We start from the raw sequence: 20,108 nt of genomic DNA on the forward strand, positions 1-20,108 counted from the left end.
TATAAAGCTATTTTTGGACATTTTCCTAAAAATGCCTAAATGAACATTGGTCAGTTTTATTGACTTTTATCAGTAACATTCTAAAATGAGGATTAGTGAAAGAGAGAGGATGTTGATTATGAATACATTAGATAAAGTATCACATGCAGCTGAAAGAAAAGCGATGGAGGTTGCGATTGACCATATTGTGAAGGGGTTGGATAAAGACCGTACAGGAGAATATTTGAAGCTCATTGACTTGGCTGAAAAGTTCTATGGTAAAGGTTTTAGTAAAGAAAGCTATGACGCAGCGAGAGTTGCGGTACAGGATCCAAACAACAAATGGGTGAAATATATCAATAGTGTGATTGATGATGCCAATCCAGAATTTATCAAGAAGACAGCTTTGAATCTTGGCTATGAAGCATTCTTTAGAGGTACAAAAACAATCCGTGAAAACAGAAAGAAATACAACTGTAATATCCCTTGGTTGATTCTTTTTGATCCAACAAGTGCCTGCAATATGCATTGTGAAGGATGCTGGAGCGGTACTTATGGACATAAAAGCAACTTAACTTTTGAAGATATGGATAAGATTGTCACACAAGGTAAAGAATTAGGTGTCTATCTTTACTTATTAACTGGTGGTGAACCACTTGTAAAGAAGAAAGAAATCATTAAATTAGCTGAAAAGCATAATGATGTAGAATTCGCAATCTTCTCAAATTCTACTTTGATTGATGATGCATTCTGCAAAGAACTTGTAAGACTTGGTAATATTACATTCTTATTATCAATTGAAGGTACTCCAGAAACAAATGATGCAAGACGAGGTGCAGGTCACTTTGAAGCTGTTATGAAGGCCATGGATCTCTTAAAGAAATATGGTATTGTCTTTGGTACATCTATCTGCTATACAAAATATAATGTAGAAGCAGTCACAAGTGATGAATTCTTTAAGATGATTACTGATAAAGGTGCTCGTTTTGGTTTCTACTTCCACTATATGCCAGTAGGAAACAATGCAGTCACTGACTTACTTCCTACAATCCAACAGAGAAAATATATGATTGATCGTATTAGATATATCCGTTCAGATAAATGTGATATTAACTTCTATCCAATGGATTTCCAAAATGATGGTGAATATGTTGGTGGATGTATTGCCGGTGGTAGAAACTACTTCCATATCAACTCTAATGGTGATGCAGAACCATGTGTATTTATTCATTATTCAAATACAAATATTCATGATAATTCAATTCTTGAAATGTTGCAGTCACCTTTATTCATGGCTTATCATGAAGGACAGCCATTTAATGAAAACCATTTAAGACCTTGTCCAATGTTGGAAAACCCATCATTATTAAGAGAAATGGTGAAACGTACAGGTGCACATGACACAAATATGGAATCTCCCGAAACAGCAGACCACTTATGTGATAAGTGTGAAGATTATGCAAAAGAATGGGCGCCTATTGCAGAAGAATACTGGAAGGATCATAAGCATCCACATCCTAAGTATGAAAACTATGCACCTAAGAGAATGGAAGAATTAGGATTACATAACGAAGAATAACTATGGGGCAGTAGAGATACTGCCTTTTAGTATGCAATTTAGTTATAATGCCCTCCAGTATTGGTATTTTACTTTTATATCTTTGTTATCTAGAATGGTGTCATGGAGGTAAATTATGACATTCACAAACAAAGATTTAAAAAATATGATTATACCATTGTTTTTTGAACAATTATTAGTCATGTTAGTAGGTATTATAGATACTTTTATAGTGAGCTTTGTGGGAGAAAGTGCGGTATCAGGGGTTTCACTTGTAAACTCATTTAATACAATTTTTATTTATTTGTTTACAGCTCTTGCATCGGGTGGGGCAGTTGTCATCAGCCAATATATTGGACGTAAAGAACAAGAAGCCACTAATCGTGCTTCAGGACAGTTATTGATGTTTTCTATTGTCTTCTCATTTATATTGATGATACTTGTCTTGATTTTTAATGAATCACTTTTAAGACTCTTATTTGGTCGTGTAGAAAATTCTGTCATGCAGGCTTGTATCACCTATTTAAGGATATCAGCCTATTCTTATCCAGCACTCGCTATTTATAATGCAGGTGCTGCTTTATATCGCTCTATGGCTAAAACATCTACAACTATGTATATTTCTATTGCATCTAATATTATTAACTGTATTGGAAACTGCATAGGTGTCTTTGTTTTACATGCTGGTGTGGCAGGTGTTGCCTATCCTTCACTGATTGCTAGATTTTTTTCTGCAGTAGTGATTACATTCTTATGCTTCAATAAGACACTGACTACTTATTATGAAAAGAAGCATATATTTGTATTTGATGCTAAGATGTTGAAAAGAGTATTGAATATTGCGGTTCCTAATGGGATTGAACAAGGAATCTTTCAGTTAGTTAAAGTAGCCTTGAGTTCAGTTGTTGCTTTGTTTGGTACTTATCAGATTGCAGCCAATGGTGTGGCCCAAAGTATCTGGTCACTTGCAGCCCTAGTGGGAGTTACAATGGGACCTGTCTTTATTACAGTCATAGGACAGTGCATGGGAGCAAAGGATATAGACAGTGCACATTATTACTTTAAGAAGCTGATGAAGATCACAGTTATCTTCTCTATTATATGGAATATATTCATTCTTTTCATTACACCACTATTCCTACAATATTATCAATTATCATCAGAAACTAAGAATCTGGTCTTTATTTTGGTTATTATTCATAACCTATTTAACACAATTGCCTTCCCGTTCTCTGGACCACTTTCAAATGGATTACGTGCGACAGGAGATGTCAAATATACAATGATTGTATCAATCTTGAGTACAGTCGTCGTAAGAGGGATACTCTCTATTATATTTGGTATTACATTGAATCTAGGGGTGATTGGTATTGCCTTGGCAATGTGTGCTGACTGGTCAATACGTGCTATCATATTCCATCTTCGCTATAAATCAGAAAAATGGACACAATTTAATGTTATTTAGGAGGAGTTTATGAAAGATTTAATTGTTGTATTCAGCTATTCTCATGGTAATACAATACGTATTGCAAAAATGATTCAAAAGAAAACTGGGGCTGATCTAAAGGTAATAGAAACAATTCAACCTTATAGTGATGATTATGATGAAGTGGTAGATTTAGGCCTTAAAGAAGTAAAGAAAGGCTATGAACCACCTATTAAAGAAATCTCTATTGAAGGCTATGATCGTATTTTTCTAGGAACACCTACATGGTGGTATACGATGGCTCCGGCGATGAAGACATTTATTCATATGCATGATTTCAAAGGGAAAACTGTTATTCCTTTCATGACTCATGGAGGATGGCCCGGAAAAGTTATTAAAGACATGAAAAAAGAATTAAAGGATTCTATTATTCCTACATCAATAGAAGTTCAATTTGATTCAAATGGAGGAGATACTCTTATTACTTCTCTTGATACAATTGAAGAATGGATCAAACAACTATAAAGAGACATTTCGTCTCTTTTTTGTGTATAATGAACTAGAGGTGGTTATACATGCAGAAAATAATGATTGTAGAAGATGATGAAATTATTGCTTCTTCTATAAAAAAACATCTAGAAAAGTGGAATTATGAAGTGCGCGTAGTCAATGATTTTGAAAATGTCTTAGAAGACTTTAGAAACTATGAACCATTACTTATCTTATTAGATATCTCACTGCCTTACTATAATGGCTATTACTGGTGTCAGGAAATAAGAAAAGAATCAGAAGTACCTATTATCTTTATTTCTTCTACAAGTGAGAATATGAATATCGTTATGGCAATGAATATGGGTGCAGATGATTTTATTAATAAGCCTTTTGACTTGACGGTACTTACTGCTAAGTTACAGGCAATACTTAGACGTACCTATTCATTTAATAAAACACAGAATGTCTTAAACTATCAATCACTCACTTTAGATTTATTAAAGGGTGTTATCAGTTATCATGAAGACTCTATAGAACTCACTAAGACAGAACTTAAGATCATGCAGATATTATTTGAACATGCCGGACAGATTGTCTCTAGAGATACAATCATGGAAGCTCTCTGGCAAAGTGAAGCTTTTGTAGATGATAATACATTAAGTGTCAATATTAATCGCTTAAGAAAGAAATTAGATGCTTTTTCTTTACCACAGCTTATTCATACAAAGAAAGGGATAGGGTATCAGTTATATTATGAAGACATACATTAAAGACCATTATCATTATTATCTTGTTTATCTGGTGATGATCTTCTTGTTTGATCTGATCCTCTTATTATGTGATGTTTCTATTTCATTACTTTATTATCCTACCTGTCTATGTCTATTCTTTGTGATTGTTTATTTTGGCTATGACTATTATAAATATAATAAGAAGCTAAAAGCACTTCATTATGCCTTACATCTTGATCATATCTACTTAGAAAATATACCTGCACCAGAAAATGATTTAGAAGAGTCTTATTATTCTCTTATAGAAAAGATTATCCAGGCTAATAGTGTCCTTAATAATCAGAAGGATACAAGCTATCATGAATTATCTGATTATATGACACTCTGGGTTCATCAGATCAAGACACCTATTGCAGGACTACGATTACTCATACAATCAGGTGATTTATCTCCTAGAATACTTTCTATGCAGGTATTACGTATTGAACAGTATGTAGATATGATGATGTACTATGTCAAGATGGGACATATGAACCAGGACTTGAAGATTGAACATTATAAAATAGGGGATATTGTGAATGAAGTAGTCAAAAAACAATCCTTATTCTTTATTCATAAGAAAATTTCTCTTCAACTAGAAGAACTAGATGAAGAAATAGTTACGGATGAGAAGTGGACTTCTTTTATTATTGAACAGATTTTATCCAATGCCTTGAAGTATACTAAAGAAGGTTCTATTCATATTTATATGAAGGATTATACATTATATATAGAAGATACAGGAATAGGAATTAAGAAAGAGGATTTACCTCGTGTCTTTGAAAAAGGCTTTACCGGTACAAATGGACGTATTGATAAGAAAGCCAGTGGATTAGGCTTATATCTTGTTAAGAATATATGTGATACTCTAGGTTATCCTATTCATATAGAATCTATAATCAATCAAGGCACTACTGTTTCCATTTGTTTTGAGAAAAAACCTCTTATCGTAGAGTAACTTACAAAATTGTAAGATTAGAGACTTATTCTGTAAGGTGAATCAATGGCAGATATGTTTCAAAATAATTAAACTATAGTTGTAACGAAGGAGGAAAACATATATGTCATTATTAGAAGTTAAAAACTTAAAAAAAGTCTATACAACACGTTTTTCATCTCAGCAGGTCACTGCTTTGTCTAATGTCTCTTTTTCAGTAGAAGAAGGAGAATATGTAGCTATCATGGGTGAATCAGGAAGTGGTAAGACAACACTTTTAAATATCTTAGCATCTTTAGATACACCAACAAGTGGTGAAGTACTACTTAATGGAGAAGATATTACTAAAATCAGTGAAAAGCATATTTCACAGTTTAGAAGAAAGAATCTTGGATTTGTATTTCAGGATTTCAACTTATTAGATACATTCTCTTTACGTGATAATATCTTTTTACCTTTAGTTTTGTCTAAAGAAAACTATGATGTGATGGAAACTAAATTGAATCACTTAGCACCACAGCTAGGTATTGAATCACTACTGGATAAATACCCTTATGAAGTATCAGGAGGACAGAAACAAAGAGCAGCAGTCGCAAGAGCTTTAATTACTCATCCTCAGATTATCTTAGCTGATGAACCTACAGGTGCTTTGGATTCTAAATCAACAGATGATTTATTGAATATCTTTGATCATGTAAATGAAGAAGGACAGACAATTGTGATGGTTACTCATAGTACCAAAGCAGCCAGTTTTGCGAAACGTGTCTTATTTATACGTGATGGACAGGTCTATCATCAGATCTATAAAGGAAATAAGACAAACGAAGAAATGTATCAGGCAATCAGTGATACACTTACACTACTCCAGACAGGAGGTAAGTAATTATGTTTTATTTAAAACTTGCCCTGACAAATATTAAAAAGAATGGAAAAATCTATTTCCCATATCTTATTACAAGCATCTTTACAGTTATGATGTTTTATTGTGTGAAGTTCCTAGGTGGAGATAATGGCCTAAGAAAAGACAGTGAATCAGCGGCTATGATTATGAGTCTAGGTGTTTATGTAGTTATTATCTTCTCAGTCATTTTCTTACTATATATTAATAGCTTCTTAATGAAGAATCGTAAGAAGGAACTTGGACTCTATAATATATTAGGAATGGAAAAGCGTCATGTGATGTTGATCATCTTTATTGAAACATTGATTGTTTATTTGATTTCTTTAGGATTTGGTGTATTAACAGGCATTCTATTTAGTAAGCTTATGATGCTTATTTTAGTGAAGATTATGGGCATTCATACATCGATTGTATTTAGTATTGATATGAATGCGATTTTGATTACAACTCTTCTCTTTAGTATTATTTTCTTTGTCTCATTTATGATCAATGCAGCATCTATTCGTTTCTCTAATCCAATCCAGTTATTAAAGGGTGGACAGGTTGGAGAAAAGGAACCAAAGACAAAGTGGTTGATGACTTTAATAGGTGTTATCACACTAGGTGCTGGTTATTCGATTGCTTTGACAATTAAAGATCCAACCACAGCACTTGTTTTATTCTTTGTGGCAGTTGTACTTGTCATTATTGGTACATATGCACTCTTTACTGCTGGTTCTATTGTGATTTTGAAAATATTAAAGAAGAATAAGAAGTATTACTATCAGACAAATCACTTCATCAGTGTGTCTCAGATGATGTATCGTATGAAACAGAATGCAGTGGGACTTGCAAGTATTTGTATTTTATGTACATGTATTCTCGTCATGATTTCTTCAACATTTACTCTTTATAGTGGAGTTTTTGATACTGTGAAAAAAAGTGTACGTGCTGATTATAGTTATAAAGTATGGAATATGGAAAAGGTGAACATGGATGAAGAACTCATCAACCTTGAAAAGAACATTAAAACATCTCTTGCGTCTAAAAATATCGATATTTCTCGAATGGCTTCTTTAAAATATTGTAATGTATTGGCTTCTCAAAATGGAACAGTGTTTACTGCGCCAGGAGAAGGAGGTAATAATAAGATTCTTACAATTCTTGGAATGACATTAGCTGATTACAATCGTATTTATAATCATCATGTCACTTTAAATGATCATGAAGTGCTTTATAATTCTAATTATCATTTTAATCATGATTCAATGATGTTGAATAATCAATTGTATTCATTAAAGATGGTTAAGAATGATCCTTGGTTTGTGAAGGATGATATTGCGATTGTAGATTCAGATAGTATCACATTTGTATTCAAGGATGATGCAGCCTTAAAACAGGCACTTACATTTGAACATCGTTCTTCCCCTTCTTATGTTTATGAAATATTAGTGGATTATAAAGGTGGTTATTTCAATTCAAAGGCTGAAGAAGTCATGCGTAAAACAACAAAGAATTTCACTTTGAAAGTCAGTGAAAAGAATGATGGTGAAATCAGTTATTCTAATATGACTCGCTATGAAAACTACCAGGAATTTAGTCAGATGTATGGTTCATTATTATTCTTAGGAATCTTTCTAGGTGTACTCTTTATGATGGCTGCAGTATTGATTATGTATTATAAGCAGTTATCTGAAGGCTATGAAGATCAGAAAAGATATGAAATACTACAGAACGTAGGATTGAGTAAAAAAGAAGTTAGACAGGCTATATCTTCACAGGTATTGATTTTCTTCTTCCTTCCTCTTGTAGTGGCAGTTATTCATATGTCCGTGGCTTATAAGATGATCTTAAAGATGTTTAAGGTAATGATTCTTAATGCCCCTCAGACATTTATTACATGTACTGTTGTATCAGTGATAGTACTTACTATTTGTTATACTATTGTTTATTTCTGTACAAGTCGTACATATTATAAAATTGTAAAAAAGTAAAAAAAGGCTTTCGAGCCTTTTTTTAGTAGTTTAAGAAGTAATCGTTAATTACTTTTTTATCTTTTGTGATTGTTAGAGAAAGCATTAATAGAATGCGTGCTTTATAAGGAGATAAGTTATTAGCCCCTAGACATACATGCTTAGGATCAAAATAATCATCCTGGAAGATAATACTGTTAGTTACACGGCTCGCACGTACAAAGACAATACCCTGATCAGATAATTCTTCAATACGTTGACGCCATTCCTTAGAATAGTTTCCGCTCCCTGTTCCGACAATTACAATACCTTCATTATTTTTTGCGAGGAAGTCAAGAATATCAGGAGAAGCACCCACATAGTAGTCAGCAATTGCGACATGAGCTAAATCTTTGATTGGTTTACGTGAAAAGACTGAATAAGTTGTATGTCTCTTTAATGGCTGAGAAGAGAAATACACTTCATCATCCTTCATATAACCAAGATTGGCGAAAGCTCTCTGGTCAAAGGCATCAATCTTATAATTACTGATCTTCTGGATATCTCTACCGGAGAAAATAGTACTTGAGAATAAGCACATTACACCACGCCCCCAAGCTTCACTATGACTTGCAAGCATAATAGCCTGAAATAAGTTGAATGGTCCATCGGCACTTGTTGCAGTTGCAGGACGCATTGCCCCTGTTAAAACAACAGGTTTTAATGTATTGACTGTTAAGTTTAAGAAGTAAGATGTTTCTTCCATTGTATCAGTTCCATGAGTCACGACAATTCCATCAATATCCTGCTGATCTGCAAGTTTATTAATATGTTCAGTTAAAATCAACCATCTTTGATCATCAATTTCATTAGAATCAACCGAGAAAAGATTATCTAAAACAATCTCAACACGATCTCTTATATCTGGAATAGAAGACAATACTTCATCTACAGAAATAGTACCTGCTTCATAATTTGTTGTTTTACCTGCAGCACCACTTCCTGCAATCGTACCACCTGTCGCTATAATCGCAATTTTTTTCTTTTTCATATTTTTTTACACCTCGTCAATAATTATATTTTAAACAAAACTTGAATGCAATAATCTCTATTCAGTGTGTTCTAGAATATGCTTCAATGTTTTAGAATCCGTTACAGAAACAATTCCATACTCATACAAAACAGCATTTTCCTCTTTCAATTTTTTCATAATACGTGATACCGTCACTCTATTCATATCTAAACATCCTGCAATATCTTCGTGTGTATAAGGAATGGATTTTCTTCCGTTATCTGTTTCAATAAGAAGGAAATCAGCCACCTTTTGTGTACTATTATAGTTCACTAATCTTTCAATTGTGTGTGTCAAATAGTTGCATGTAGAAGTCAGATGCTGAAGCATAAGGATCATGAGATCGTTATTTTTCTGTAATATAGGCATCAAATCAGTAATATGACAACGGATGAATTCTGCATCAGTAATCGTGGCCATATTCGCTTTACGTACAGAATGGTTCAAAAAAGAACCATCACCAAAAATACGTCCTTTCTTTAATACCTCCAAGGTAATCTGTTTCCCCTGTGAACTGCTTAAATAAGCACGTACACGACCTTTGATTAAAAGATAGATATCATTTGCATCATCACTCTCATAAAAGATGACTGTCTTTGAAGGCAAGACACAACGTTCACCTACTGATTCAAATAAATAAAAATAGTTTTCTGGGATAATGATATTCATATGTCCTCCATTGTAGCCTAGGCTACTGTATTGTCTCTTTTTATCATTATAATATTCCTGGGTGATGAAAATGAAGGAAAAAGTATTATCAATGGTAAAAATCTTGGTTGGTGTCGCTTTGACTGATATAGCACTTGGAATGATTGTATTACCACAATCCTTCGCTGCAGGAGGCGTAACAGGTTTGTGTGTTATTTTAAGTAAGATGATTCCATTACCAGTCTCAATTCTTGTATTAATTTGTAATGCGATATTATTTATATTAGGTTATATATTTATTGGTAAAGAATTCATTTTCAAGACATTGATTGTCAGTATTATCTTTCCATTTGGGTTAGATCTATGTCAGAAATATAATTTCTTAGTTGAAATGAGTTCTGATCCATTAATGAGTGCTATTCTTGCAGGTGTCCTCATTGGGGCAGGGGTAGGACTTGTACTTTTAGGTGATGGATCTTCTGGTGGTTTTGATATTATTGGTGTCATCTTACAGAAATATTTCAAAGTCCCTGTTTCTATCGTTATGAATGTATGTGATATTACAGTTATTTTGATTCAGGTGGCATCTAATCCCTTTATGAAGAATGTATATGGTATTCTTGCAATTATGATCTGTACTATAACAGTCAATAAAGTATTGGCATATGGTCAATCACAGTGTGAAATCATGATTATGAGTCAGGAATATGAAAAAATTAGAGATCGTATTTATAAAGAAATTGATGTTGGTCTCACTTTATTAAAAGCTGAATCAGGTTATTTAAGAGAAGATATGCAGGTTATTCTAGTAGTCACACAGTATAAGAAGATTGCGACTATTAAGAGAATATCGGTAGAAGAAGACCCAACTTCCTTTGTTTTTGTGAGTGATGTTCATTCAGTCATTGGAAAAGGCTATACATTATCACGTTAAGACCTACGGGTCTTTTTTCTATTTGTGCTACAATAGATGCAGGTGATAAATATGTTAGAAGAATTAATGATGAAGATGATTGAATTTGATTATGGAGATCCTAAGCGTATCCAGCATTTCATAAAGGTACATAGCTTTTCTAAATTAATTGGTGAAAAAGAAGGATTAGATACACATACACTCTTTGTATTAGAAGCGGCCAGTATTTTACATGATATTGGAATACGTGTATCAGAAGAGAAATATGGCTTTCAAAATGGAAAGTTACAGGAACAAGAAGGACCTGCACCTGCAAGAGAAATATGTACTTCTTTAGGATTTAAAGAAGACGATATAGAAAGAATATGTTTCTTGATTGCCCATCATCATACATATACTGATGTAGACGGAATAGATTATCGTATCTTGTTGGAAGCAGATTTTTTAGTTAACGCATTTGAAGACAATGCTTCTATTGAATCTATTCAGCATGCCAAAGAGAGTTTTTTTGAAACAGAAACAGGTAAGCATATATTAGATACAATGTTTAAGTCATAGTTTTCTATGACTTTTTTTTGGAGGATTATTATGTGTGGACGTTACTATTTAGATGAACAATTGAAATATGATTTGACTAAATGGGTGATCATTCCTGATGGACATATATTTCCTTATGGAGATATTCATCCAGGAGAGGAAGGTTTTGTTATATTAAAGGGTCATTATGGAGACTATAAGACATGGGGTTATCCATTAGATCAAAAACGTGTCTTTAATGCACGCATAGAAACAGTATTAGAAAAGAAGATGTTTAAAGAAGATGCAGTAAAAAGAAGATGTATTATTCCAATCAGTGGTTTCTATGAATGGGATAGAGCGCATACGCAATATCGCTTTACTAATCATCATATTCTTTATCTTGCAGGCATCTATCATGATAATTACTTTACAATACTTACAAAAGAAGCAGAAGACATCATGTCAGGAATTCATTCAAGAATGCCTGTCATTGTTTCATTTGAAGATATAGATTTATGGCTTAATGAAGGAAGAGTATACAAAAAAACCAAAGACTCTTTAGAAGTCCTTGGTTCTCATAAACAAATGTCATTAGATGATATCAGTGACATCAATCCATGATTCCTGGTGGGCATATTTTTCTAATTCTGGAATAGTGAGCTTAATAGCGCTATTAGGACTGCCACATGCTGGATAAACATGATCAAAACGTTCTAGAGACTCATCAAGATAAACTTTAATACCTTCTTTTAATCCAAAAGGACAAACACCACCCACTGGATGACCAGTCAAAGATTCTACTTCATCTCCATGAAGCATCTTAGCTTTTTTATGAAAGAATGATTTATATTTCTTATTGTCGATTCTTGCATCCCCGGCCATTACAATCACAATGACTTCATCTCCGACATGAAAAGACATTGTTTTCGCAATTTCCTGTTCTTTACAGCCAATAGCTTGTGCTGCAAGCTCCACAGTTGCACTTGATACAGGAAACTCTACAATATGTGTATCCATATTATACTGCTTGAAATAATTTTTCACTGAATTTAAAGACATAATAACTCCTCCTACCAACATACTAACTAGATATGTTTATAAGGATTATAGCATAAAAGCTGAGTTTTTCAATAAACTCAGCCTTTATTTTCTTCTTGGATAGAAAGAATCAATGCACCTAATAATCCATATTCTTTGAAATGTTCAATAAAGTGGATATTAGGAAGATATTCTTCAGGGAAGTATTTCTTTAATGATTCTCTTAATTCATGTTTATTTGTATATTTAGATGAGACAATCAACATCTCTGGATCATAGATAGAAATCACTGCAGCTGCCTGATAAGTAAGACATTCTAACTGTCCTTCAGGAGTTTTTTTGAATTCTTCTTTATTAAATGGAAGAAATTTGGCTTCTCCTGCAATTTTATGGGCTCCTTCTATTAATTGCCCCTTAAAGACAGAGCCTATACCACAAGCACCTCCTGTAGAGGCCTGATAGAGAAATGAGATTGTCTGGTATTTATTCTGTGAAATATAATAGCCAGACACAAGGGCGTTGACATCATTAAATAAATAGAAACGTTTATTTGGATAACGCTTATTAAGTGGTCTTAAAACGTTGATTCTTTGGTTATGCAAGTCCATATAACCATCTCGAATGATTCCTGGAAGACTAATTCCAATAATAGGAATATCTGGATGAAAGAGTAATACTGTATCAAGGATATCAAAGAGGTCATTCACCTGAAAATCAAACTTAACGACTTCATTATCTAATAGTGTTTTATTGTTAGGATCAAAAACACGATAGATCATTCTTGTACGATGACTTGTGCGTACTGTTGCGATAGTTAAGATTTTTGTTTGGTGAGGCACTGGACGACTAATGACAGGTAAACGAGCCGTAGTTGGATGTCGACGAGACGATAAATGTTCATCTAAAAATTCTAATAATGCGCCTGCATCATATTTTGCGAATATTGTAGAAGGAATAGTGAGTACTGTCTTCTTTTTAAAGCATGTTTCTAGTTTTGTCTTTTTAGAACTTACCTGTGGAGCTACAAGAATCACATCATAATTCTTCGCAATATCATAGAGTTCATGATAAGCAATCGCATCAAATTCATAGTTCTTAGATAAAAGCATAGTCGCTTCATTGAGTTGTGCGGCAAACATACCTGTTGTGAGGCCACTTGTACATGTTAAAAGAACACGAACGGGAGGTTCATTGATTAGCTGTTTGACACATTGAAGCATTTCTGTATATAAAGAAATGGCATGACTCATAGTATGCATCTGAAAATGAAGATAGAAGTCTATCTTATCAGTTACAAGATTTGTGACTGATAATTCAATCAGGTTATGATCATTAAATATCACTTCGGCATGACAATAAGGCGTTGTAAGAATAACTTTTTTACCTTCTTCTTTAATATTACAGCCTTCAATAGACTGAATGAGAATCCATTCCTTGAATAATAATGTATGTATATCTCTTAAAAATTCATCCATTTTAATCACCTCAACAAAAGTATATCAAAACAATACTTCAAATAGATAATTTTTAAATATATTGAAAAAAGATGATAGGTTCTTGTCAAAATAGTTTTGAAAAGTTGATCATAATTAGAAAATAATGTTTCTTTTTGGATTCTTATACTATAATACTTCAAAGAGATTACACTATAATCTATTGGTATAGGAGAAAACATATGGGGAAATATTTATTTTTTGATATAGATGGTACTTTATTAAGTGATGTGACACATACTGTGCCACAAAGTGCAATAGAGGCGATTAAGAAAGCAAAAGAAAATGGGCATCATTGTTTCTTTTGTACAGGAAGAAGTTATTTTATGACAAAGGAAATTTCTTTTACAGGAATAGAAGATGCAATTATTGCGAATGGCGCAGCGGTTGTTCGTGATGGTAAGCCGGAATTACAGAAAATCATTTCAATTGATGTTGTAAAGAAAACACTTGAACTTATTGAAGAATTAGGTGGAGGCTATCAGATCATAGATTGGAAAAATGGCTATCAGAATCCTTATACACATGCTATGTTTGAAGAACAGTTCAAAAAGAAATTTGATGAACCTGTTGAAGAAGTGTTTAAGAAAAAGAGTATGAAGACGATGGCTGAAATAGAGAATAATCCAATTCTTAAGATTGATGCAACTTTTGATACAGTAGAAGCAGCTGAGAGATTCATGAAAGAATTAGACCCAAGCTTGACTTTTATACCAGCTGGAGGCTATACATCAACATTTGGCGCAAAGGCTGGAGAAATGATGAATAAAGGTGTATCTAAGGGGGCTGCTATTAAGGATTTTATGGAAGCTGTTGGTGAGCCAATAGAAAATGCCTATGCATTTGGAGATTCTACAAATGATATAGAAATGTTAGAAATGGCAGGCACTGCTATTGCAATGGGCAATGGGGCTGATTTAGCAAAGGCTGTTGCAGATTATGTGACTGATACAGTGGATAATGATGGAATATATAATGCAATGGAGCATTACAAACTAATATGATCTATTATGGAAGAGAATGCCAGATTTATGGCAATCAAGATGCTGACGTTTATATCTTCTGTTTCTTTCATGATTGCACTTCAATTGTAGAATCATTAAAGGGAAATTATTGTCTTATTGCACCAGTTATTAAGGATTGGAATAGTGAACTTTCTCCATGGCCTGCTGACGGTTTTGGTGGAAAGGGTGAGGAACTTGAAAAGTGGATTCTTTCAACTATGAATTCTTCTCATCATTATATTATTGCGGGCTATTCACTTGGTGGTTTGTTTAGTTTGTGGATGTATGGAAGACATGAATCTTTTGTAGGATGTATAAGTGCATCTGGTTCTTTATGGTTTCCAGGCTGGATCAACTATCTTCATACTATTAATAGAAAAGCAGTAGTATACTTAAGTCTAGGTAGAAAAGAATCAAAAACAAAGAATAAGCTCATGTGTACGGTAGGACAAAATACAATAGAAACCTATCAATATCTAAGTAAGAATAACAGATGTATATATATAGAAGAGAATGGGGGTCATTTTACTGAACCAGATCAAAGAATGATCAGAGGTTTTAAATGGGTTTTTGAAAATTTATCTATCTTTTTTGAATAAACTATGTTAGAATACACACGGTCGCAAAGACATTTTAAAAAATATGCGATTAATGCCCATTAGAAAATGATTTTTTTGATTGACTTATAATCTCATTTTCATTATAATGGGTGATGCAGTTATAGAGGGTGATCAAGGTGAAATGGAATCGTAATTGGTTAGTCAAACAGAAAAATGGAAAATTTGATTTCGAAGAAACGATAACATTTCCTAAAGAAATGTTCTATAACTTATCTCGAATCAATGATTTGAAGGATGTGGAAGTTACAGGATCGGGCAACTTCAATAGTAGTGAAGAACGTCTATATGTAACATACCATGTTCAGGGAACAATGGTTGTTCCTTGCGCTATATCATTGGAAGATGTCGATTACCCATTTTCTATTGATACAGATGTTGTGTTTGCGTTTTATAAGCCTGAAGATGATGAGGATGTTGTAGAAGCAAGAAAGGATGTCGCTGATCTTACTTCTGTCATATTCCAGGAAATCATGATGGCTATTCCAATGAGAGTTGTGAAGGAAGGCGCAAAGATGAAAACAAGCGGCTCAGGCTGGAAAGTTATGGATGAAAGCGAAGTAGTCGCAAAAGAAGAGGATACAATCGATCCCCGTTTAGCAAAACTCAAAGATTATTTCAAGGATCAGGAATAAGGAGGTAGAACAAGATGGCAGTACCATTTAGAAGAGTATCAAGTACAAGAAGAGACAAGAGAAGAACTCATGACAAATTATCAGCTCCTGCAGTTGTTAAATGTCCAGAATGTGGTGAATTCAAATTAGCACATAGAGTTTGTGGTCATTGTGGTTATTATAATGGCGTTAAAGTTAAGGATGTAAAATAATTCCTTTAGAGAGATGAAAATCTCTCTTTTTTTTATTTTTAAGAGGTTTTTTGGCGTTTTATGCTAGAAAACCTTTTTTTGTATTTAAAATCCATAAATTTCTTGTCTGAAAGTGCATTCTAAGTCTATAATAGTGGTAAGAATTGTATGAAAGTGGATAATTGTGGAAAGGAATGGTGAGTAAGGTATGTTCTTTGGTGAATATCAGCACAATCTAGATACTAAAGGCCGTTTGAGCATCCCTGCTAAATTCCGTGGTGAATGCGGAGACCATGTCTATATCATGAGAGGCCACGAAGGCTGTCTAGATGTTTATACAGAAGAAGGATGGCAGACTTATTATGCAGAATTGAAGAAGTTATCAAATAAGAAGAAAGAAGAGCGTGCTTATTTACGTATGGTAACTTCTCGTATGAGCTGCAGTGAATTTGATAAATTAGGTCGTATCAATATTCCCCAGGTATTACGTACACATGCTCATCTAGAAAAAGAGTGTACAATCGTTGGTGCTGGTGAACATATTGAAATATGGGATACTGCTAAATGGGATGCATTCTATGATGAATATGATGACCAGTTTGATGACTTATCAGAAAGAATATCAGAAAATGAGGAATGATAAATATGTTTGAACACTATAGTGTATTATTAGATGAAACAATCGATGCATTGAATATAAAAGAAGATGGTATTTATGTGGATTGTACTCTAGGAGGAGGGGGACATAGTTCTCGTATTCTAGAAAAATTGACAACAGGACATTTATATTGTTTTGATCAGGATACCAATGCGATTGAAGCTGCAAGAGAAAGATTGTCAAAGATTTCTGACAACTTTACTATTATTCATGCAAATTTCAAAGAGATTAAGGCAAGACTCTCAATGGAGGGTGTTTATAAGGTAGATGGTATTGTATTTGATTTAGGTGTATCTTCTCCTCAATTTGATAATGCGGAAAGAGGATTTAGCTATAATACAGATGCAAGACTAGATATGCGTATGAATCAAGAACAGCCTTTAAGTGCTTATGAAGTAGTGAATAATTATTCTTATCAGGATTTAGTGACTATTTTATATAAGTATGCGGATGAAAAGTTTGCGAAATCAATTGCGAGAATGATTGAAAAGGAAAGACAGGTTAAACCTATTGAAACAACCTTTGAACTTGTAGAAATAGTAAAGAAGGCTATTCCAGCTCGCGCAAGACGTACAGGTGGGCATCCTGCAAAACGCACTTTCCAGGCAATTCGTATTGAAGTGAATGATGAATTAAATGTATTTGAACGTGCTTTAACAGATTCATTAGATCTACTTAATGTAGGTGGACGTGTGGCAGTCATCAGCTTCCACTCATTAGAAGATAAAATTACAAAGTATATGTTTAATGAAAAGACTGCAGTACCTGATTTACCAATGGGTATGCCAGTTATTCCGGAGGAATACCAGCCTCATTTTAAGAAGGTTACAAGAAAGCCTATAGTGGCAGATGAAAAAGAATTATCAGAGAACAGACGTTCTCATTCAGCTAAATTAAGAGTAATAGAAAGGATACGTGATGAATAATGAAAAGAAGAAAATCAAGATTTTTAAAGTTTACAGAAATGCTGCTTGCGTTCTCTTTTGTGCTATTTTTGGTAGGTAGTATTTATTTGAATTCATATGAATCACAACTTAATGCGAAAATCAAAAAGACACAGGATGAAATATCTAATGTGCAGTCAGATATTGATGCTTTAGAAATGTCTAAACAGGAATTGGCTTCTTTCTCACGTATGAAGGATGTTGCCACTAAGAAAGGTTATGATTATCAGCCTAGTTCTGCAGCTGCTGCAGTGGTAGGAGCTGAAGAATAATGAACAAAAATAGAAATAGAAGCGGTCAGGTCGTTATGCTTGTATTTCTCTTTATGATGGTTATATTAGCAATCAATGTCTGTTACTTATGTACAACAGGTAAGACAATGATGAGTAACGTCAATATAAGAGACTTTGCAAAGAAACGTGGAGGTGGACAGGTCACTAAGGTTGTTCAGGCAGCACGTGGGACTATTTATACAAGTGATAACGAAATAGTTGCTTCTGATGTAAAGAAATATAAATTAAGGGCTATTCTTGCAAAAAGATTAGATGCGAAGAATAATCCTCAATATATTGTAAATAAAGATAAAACAGCTGAACAGTTAGCACCTATTCTAGGCGTATCTAAAGCAACAATTTTAGATCGCTTGAATCAGAATACATATCAGGTAGAATTTGGTAATTATGGCCGTAATTTATCTTCTATCACAAAAGAGAAGATTATGGCATTGAAGTTACCTGGTCTTGAATTTGATGAAATTACATCTCGTAATTATCGTTTTGGTGATTTTGCAAGCTATGAAGTAGGCTATGCAGCTGTAGCGGCAGAAACGGATCCTTATAATATTGTAGGTCAGATGGGTATTGAAAAGACTTATAATAATTGGCTAAAGGGTACAAATGGGCAGAGAGTTTATTTAGTAGACTCTAAGCGTAATACTCTTCCTAATGGGGTTATTTCTGATAAGAAGTCAGTAAGTGGAAATGATGTTTATTTAACAATCAATTCAACACTTCAGACAGAATTAGATTCATTAATGAAAGATATGCAGGAAAATACGAAGGCTACAAAAGCATGTGCTGTAGTTATGAATGTCAAAACAGGGGCTATTCTTGCAGTATCTAACTATCCTTCATTTGATCCTAATAAACGAGATTTAACTAATTATAACGATACATTCTTAAATGAAGCATTTGAATGTGGTTCAGTTTTTAAACCATTTGTCTATGCGAATGCATTAACAGATGGTGTATTAGATTTAGATAGCAAATATGAGTCAGGTACATATGATTATGTATCTAATGGCCGTGTTATTGCGACAATTCATGACCACAATAAAACTGGATGGGGCCGTATTACTTATCGTGATGGGTTGTATCATTCTTCTAATACAGCTATTTGTCATATTCTTGCTGAACATACAAATATGTCTAGCTTAATTGAAGATTATAAGAATCTTGGATTATTCCAAACTAGTAAGGTAGATGGCTTATTCTCTGGTAGTGGTGTAAAGGGTTATGACGGTAAAACAAAGAGCTTAGAATATTTCACAACAGGATTTGGTCAAGGTTCTTCAGTTACTACACTACAGCTATTAAGAGGTTATTCAGCATTTGCGAATGATGGTCGTACAGTAGAACCTTATTTAGTAGAAAAGGTAGTCAATCCTACAAATGGTAAGACGCTCTATAGTGCTAAAACTTCTTATTCTAAGAAAATCTATTCTACTGAAGCAGTGGCTCAGATGAGAACACTTTTATATGGTGTCGTTAATATTGATGGATCAACAGGTCGTGATTATAGAGATTCATCTGTAGAAATCATTGGTAAGACTGGTACTGGTCAGATTGCGGAAAATGGTGCTTATTCTGCTTCTAAGCATACACATTCCTTTGTCGGTATGGCACCTTATCGTGATCCTGAAGTAGAAGTTATAGTCTGGTTCCAGAATGAAAGCAGCGGTACTAACTATTCTGGAGAGGTAGTCAAGAGTATTACTAAATCAGCTTTAAATATCTTAAGCAAAGATACTGAAAAGGTAAATTCAACACCTTATGTATTAAATAACTATATGAACCAGAGTACATCATATGTTGAAGGTATCTTAAAGAAACATTCGCTTACACCAATACTCATTGGTGATGGTTCTACAGTAGTAGGACAATATCCATCAAGTACAACAGAAGTTACAATGGGTTCTAAAGTACTTTTATTAACAGATGGACAGAAATATACAATGCCTTCAATGCTTGGCTGGTCTCGTAAAGAGGCTGAAGCCTTTGCATCACTCACTGGTGTTGAAATTAAAATGAATGGTTTGGGCTCTATTTATGCTCAAAGTATTACAAAGGGAACTGAATTAAAACAAGGCACTGAGATTGAGCTTTATGCGAAATAAGTGACATT

The 20,108-nt window shown here is 33.7% G+C and carries 22 protein-coding genes; 18 read left to right on the plus strand and 4 right to left on the minus strand.

The window, feature by feature from the left end; translation table 11 throughout:
- The first annotated feature begins 118 nt into the window (after positions 1–118).
- The 7 genes from DW269_RS02705 (at position 119) to DW269_RS02735 (ending at position 8,036) form a co-directional block, all read left to right on the plus strand.
- The gene (locus DW269_RS02705) at positions 119–1,558 is read left to right on the plus strand and encodes a radical SAM protein (RefSeq protein ID WP_117458444.1); all 1,440 of its coding nucleotides are present in this window, start codon (positions 119–121) and stop codon (positions 1,556–1,558) included.
- A gap of 115 nt (positions 1,559–1,673) precedes the next feature.
- Positions 1,674–3,002, plus strand: coding sequence for an MATE family efflux transporter (locus DW269_RS02710; protein WP_117458445.1), 1,329 nt, complete (start codon positions 1,674–1,676; stop codon positions 3,000–3,002).
- A 9-nt stretch (positions 3,003–3,011) separates the two neighbouring features.
- Positions 3,012–3,488: a flavodoxin gene (locus DW269_RS02715; protein ID WP_117458446.1), complete on the plus strand. Its 477-nt coding sequence runs from the start codon at positions 3,012–3,014 to the stop codon at positions 3,486–3,488.
- 50 nt (positions 3,489–3,538) lie between these two features.
- Positions 3,539–4,225, plus strand: coding sequence for a response regulator transcription factor (locus DW269_RS02720; RefSeq protein WP_117458447.1), 687 nt, complete (start codon positions 3,539–3,541; stop codon positions 4,223–4,225).
- Complete coding sequence (locus DW269_RS02725; protein WP_117458448.1) at positions 4,209–5,183, plus strand: sensor histidine kinase; 975 nt, start codon at positions 4,209–4,211, stop codon at positions 5,181–5,183. Before DW269_RS02720 ends, DW269_RS02725 begins: the two co-directional genes overlap by 17 nt.
- A 103-nt stretch (positions 5,184–5,286) precedes the next feature.
- On the plus strand, positions 5,287–6,045 hold the full coding sequence (locus DW269_RS02730; RefSeq protein ID WP_117458449.1) for an ABC transporter ATP-binding protein: 759 nt from the start codon (positions 5,287–5,289) through the stop codon (positions 6,043–6,045).
- 2 nt (positions 6,046–6,047) lie between these two features.
- Positions 6,048–8,036 (plus strand): ABC transporter permease, encoded by a 1,989-nt coding sequence (locus DW269_RS02735; RefSeq protein ID WP_117458450.1) that lies wholly within the window; start codon positions 6,048–6,050, stop codon positions 8,034–8,036.
- A 22-nt stretch (positions 8,037–8,058) separates the two neighbouring features.
- Here the strand turns inward: DW269_RS02735 and DW269_RS02740 are convergent, their stop codons facing one another.
- Positions 8,059–9,045 carry an asparaginase gene (locus tag DW269_RS02740; RefSeq protein ID WP_117458451.1) on the minus strand — a complete coding sequence of 329 codons (987 nt, stop codon included), beginning with the start codon at positions 9,043–9,045 and terminating at the stop codon, positions 8,059–8,061.
- A gap of 57 nt (positions 9,046–9,102) precedes the next feature.
- Positions 9,103–9,735, minus strand: a complete 633-nt coding sequence (locus tag DW269_RS02745) for a Crp/Fnr family transcriptional regulator (protein WP_117458452.1) — start codon at positions 9,733–9,735, stop codon at positions 9,103–9,105.
- Positions 9,736–9,805: 70 nt separating this feature from the next.
- Between DW269_RS02745 and DW269_RS02750 the strand changes: the two genes are divergently transcribed.
- The 3 genes from DW269_RS02750 to DW269_RS02760 are packed head-to-tail and all read left to right on the plus strand — an operon-like array spanning position 9,806 to position 11,767.
- The gene (locus tag DW269_RS02750) at positions 9,806–10,648 is read left to right on the plus strand and encodes a YitT family protein (protein ID WP_230310124.1); all 843 of its coding nucleotides are present in this window, start codon (positions 9,806–9,808) and stop codon (positions 10,646–10,648) included.
- A gap of 51 nt (positions 10,649–10,699) precedes the next feature.
- Entirely contained in the window at positions 10,700–11,185 is a 486-nt protein-coding gene (locus DW269_RS02755; RefSeq protein ID WP_117458454.1) for an HD domain-containing protein, read from the plus strand.
- Positions 11,186–11,215: 30 nt separating this feature from the next.
- Positions 11,216–11,767, plus strand: a complete 552-nt coding sequence (locus DW269_RS02760; RefSeq protein WP_158546293.1) for an SOS response-associated peptidase — start codon at positions 11,216–11,218, stop codon at positions 11,765–11,767.
- On the opposite strand, the gene DW269_RS02765 is transcribed toward DW269_RS02760, so the two are convergent.
- Both DW269_RS02765 and DW269_RS02770 read right to left on the minus strand, forming a co-directional pair.
- Positions 11,738–12,205, minus strand: a complete 468-nt coding sequence (locus tag DW269_RS02765; protein ID WP_117458456.1) for a YbaK/EbsC family protein — start codon at positions 12,203–12,205, stop codon at positions 11,738–11,740. The genes DW269_RS02760 and DW269_RS02765 overlap by 30 nt on opposite strands.
- 77 nt (positions 12,206–12,282) lie before the next feature.
- The gene (locus tag DW269_RS02770) at positions 12,283–13,659 is read right to left on the minus strand and encodes an ROK family protein (RefSeq protein WP_117458457.1); all 1,377 of its coding nucleotides are present in this window, start codon (positions 13,657–13,659) and stop codon (positions 12,283–12,285) included.
- Positions 13,660–13,859: 200 nt separating this feature from the next.
- On the opposite strand from DW269_RS02770, the gene DW269_RS02775 reads away from it, so the two are divergent.
- The 8 genes from DW269_RS02775 (at position 13,860) to DW269_RS02810 (ending at position 20,100) form a co-directional block, all read left to right on the plus strand.
- Positions 13,860–14,681: an HAD family hydrolase gene (locus DW269_RS02775; RefSeq protein ID WP_117458458.1), complete on the plus strand. Its 822-nt coding sequence runs from the start codon at positions 13,860–13,862 to the stop codon at positions 14,679–14,681.
- Entirely contained in the window at positions 14,678–15,280 is a 603-nt protein-coding gene (locus DW269_RS02780; RefSeq protein WP_117458459.1) for a hypothetical protein, read from the plus strand. The genes DW269_RS02775 and DW269_RS02780 overlap by 4 nt, the downstream gene beginning before the upstream one ends.
- A 137-nt stretch (positions 15,281–15,417) precedes the next feature.
- A complete protein-coding gene (locus DW269_RS02785; RefSeq protein ID WP_022424834.1) occupies positions 15,418–15,933 on the plus strand; it encodes a DUF177 domain-containing protein in 516 nt (171 codons plus the stop codon).
- Between the two features lie 14 nt (positions 15,934–15,947).
- Entirely contained in the window at positions 15,948–16,124 is a 177-nt protein-coding gene (gene rpmF / locus DW269_RS02790) for a 50S ribosomal protein L32 (RefSeq protein WP_006504992.1), read from the plus strand.
- 187 nt (positions 16,125–16,311) lie between these two features.
- Positions 16,312–16,743: a division/cell wall cluster transcriptional repressor MraZ gene (gene mraZ / locus DW269_RS02795; RefSeq protein WP_022424832.1), complete on the plus strand. Its 432-nt coding sequence runs from the start codon at positions 16,312–16,314 to the stop codon at positions 16,741–16,743.
- A gap of 5 nt (positions 16,744–16,748) precedes the next feature.
- Positions 16,749–17,687: a 16S rRNA (cytosine(1402)-N(4))-methyltransferase RsmH gene (gene rsmH / locus DW269_RS02800; protein ID WP_117458460.1), complete on the plus strand. Its 939-nt coding sequence runs from the start codon at positions 16,749–16,751 to the stop codon at positions 17,685–17,687.
- Entirely contained in the window at positions 17,687–17,977 is a 291-nt protein-coding gene (locus DW269_RS02805) for a hypothetical protein (RefSeq protein ID WP_192923993.1), read from the plus strand. Before rsmH ends, DW269_RS02805 begins: the two co-directional genes overlap by 1 nt.
- Entirely contained in the window at positions 17,977–20,100 is a 2,124-nt protein-coding gene (locus DW269_RS02810; RefSeq protein ID WP_117458462.1) for a penicillin-binding protein, read from the plus strand. Before DW269_RS02805 ends, DW269_RS02810 begins: the two co-directional genes overlap by 1 nt.
- Positions 20,101–20,108 lie beyond the last annotated feature (8 nt).

This window comes from Catenibacterium sp. AM22-6LB (genome assembly GCF_003435615.1).
Taxonomy (GTDB): Bacteria; Bacillota_I; Bacilli_A; order Erysipelotrichales; family Coprobacillaceae; genus Catenibacterium; species Catenibacterium mitsuoka_A.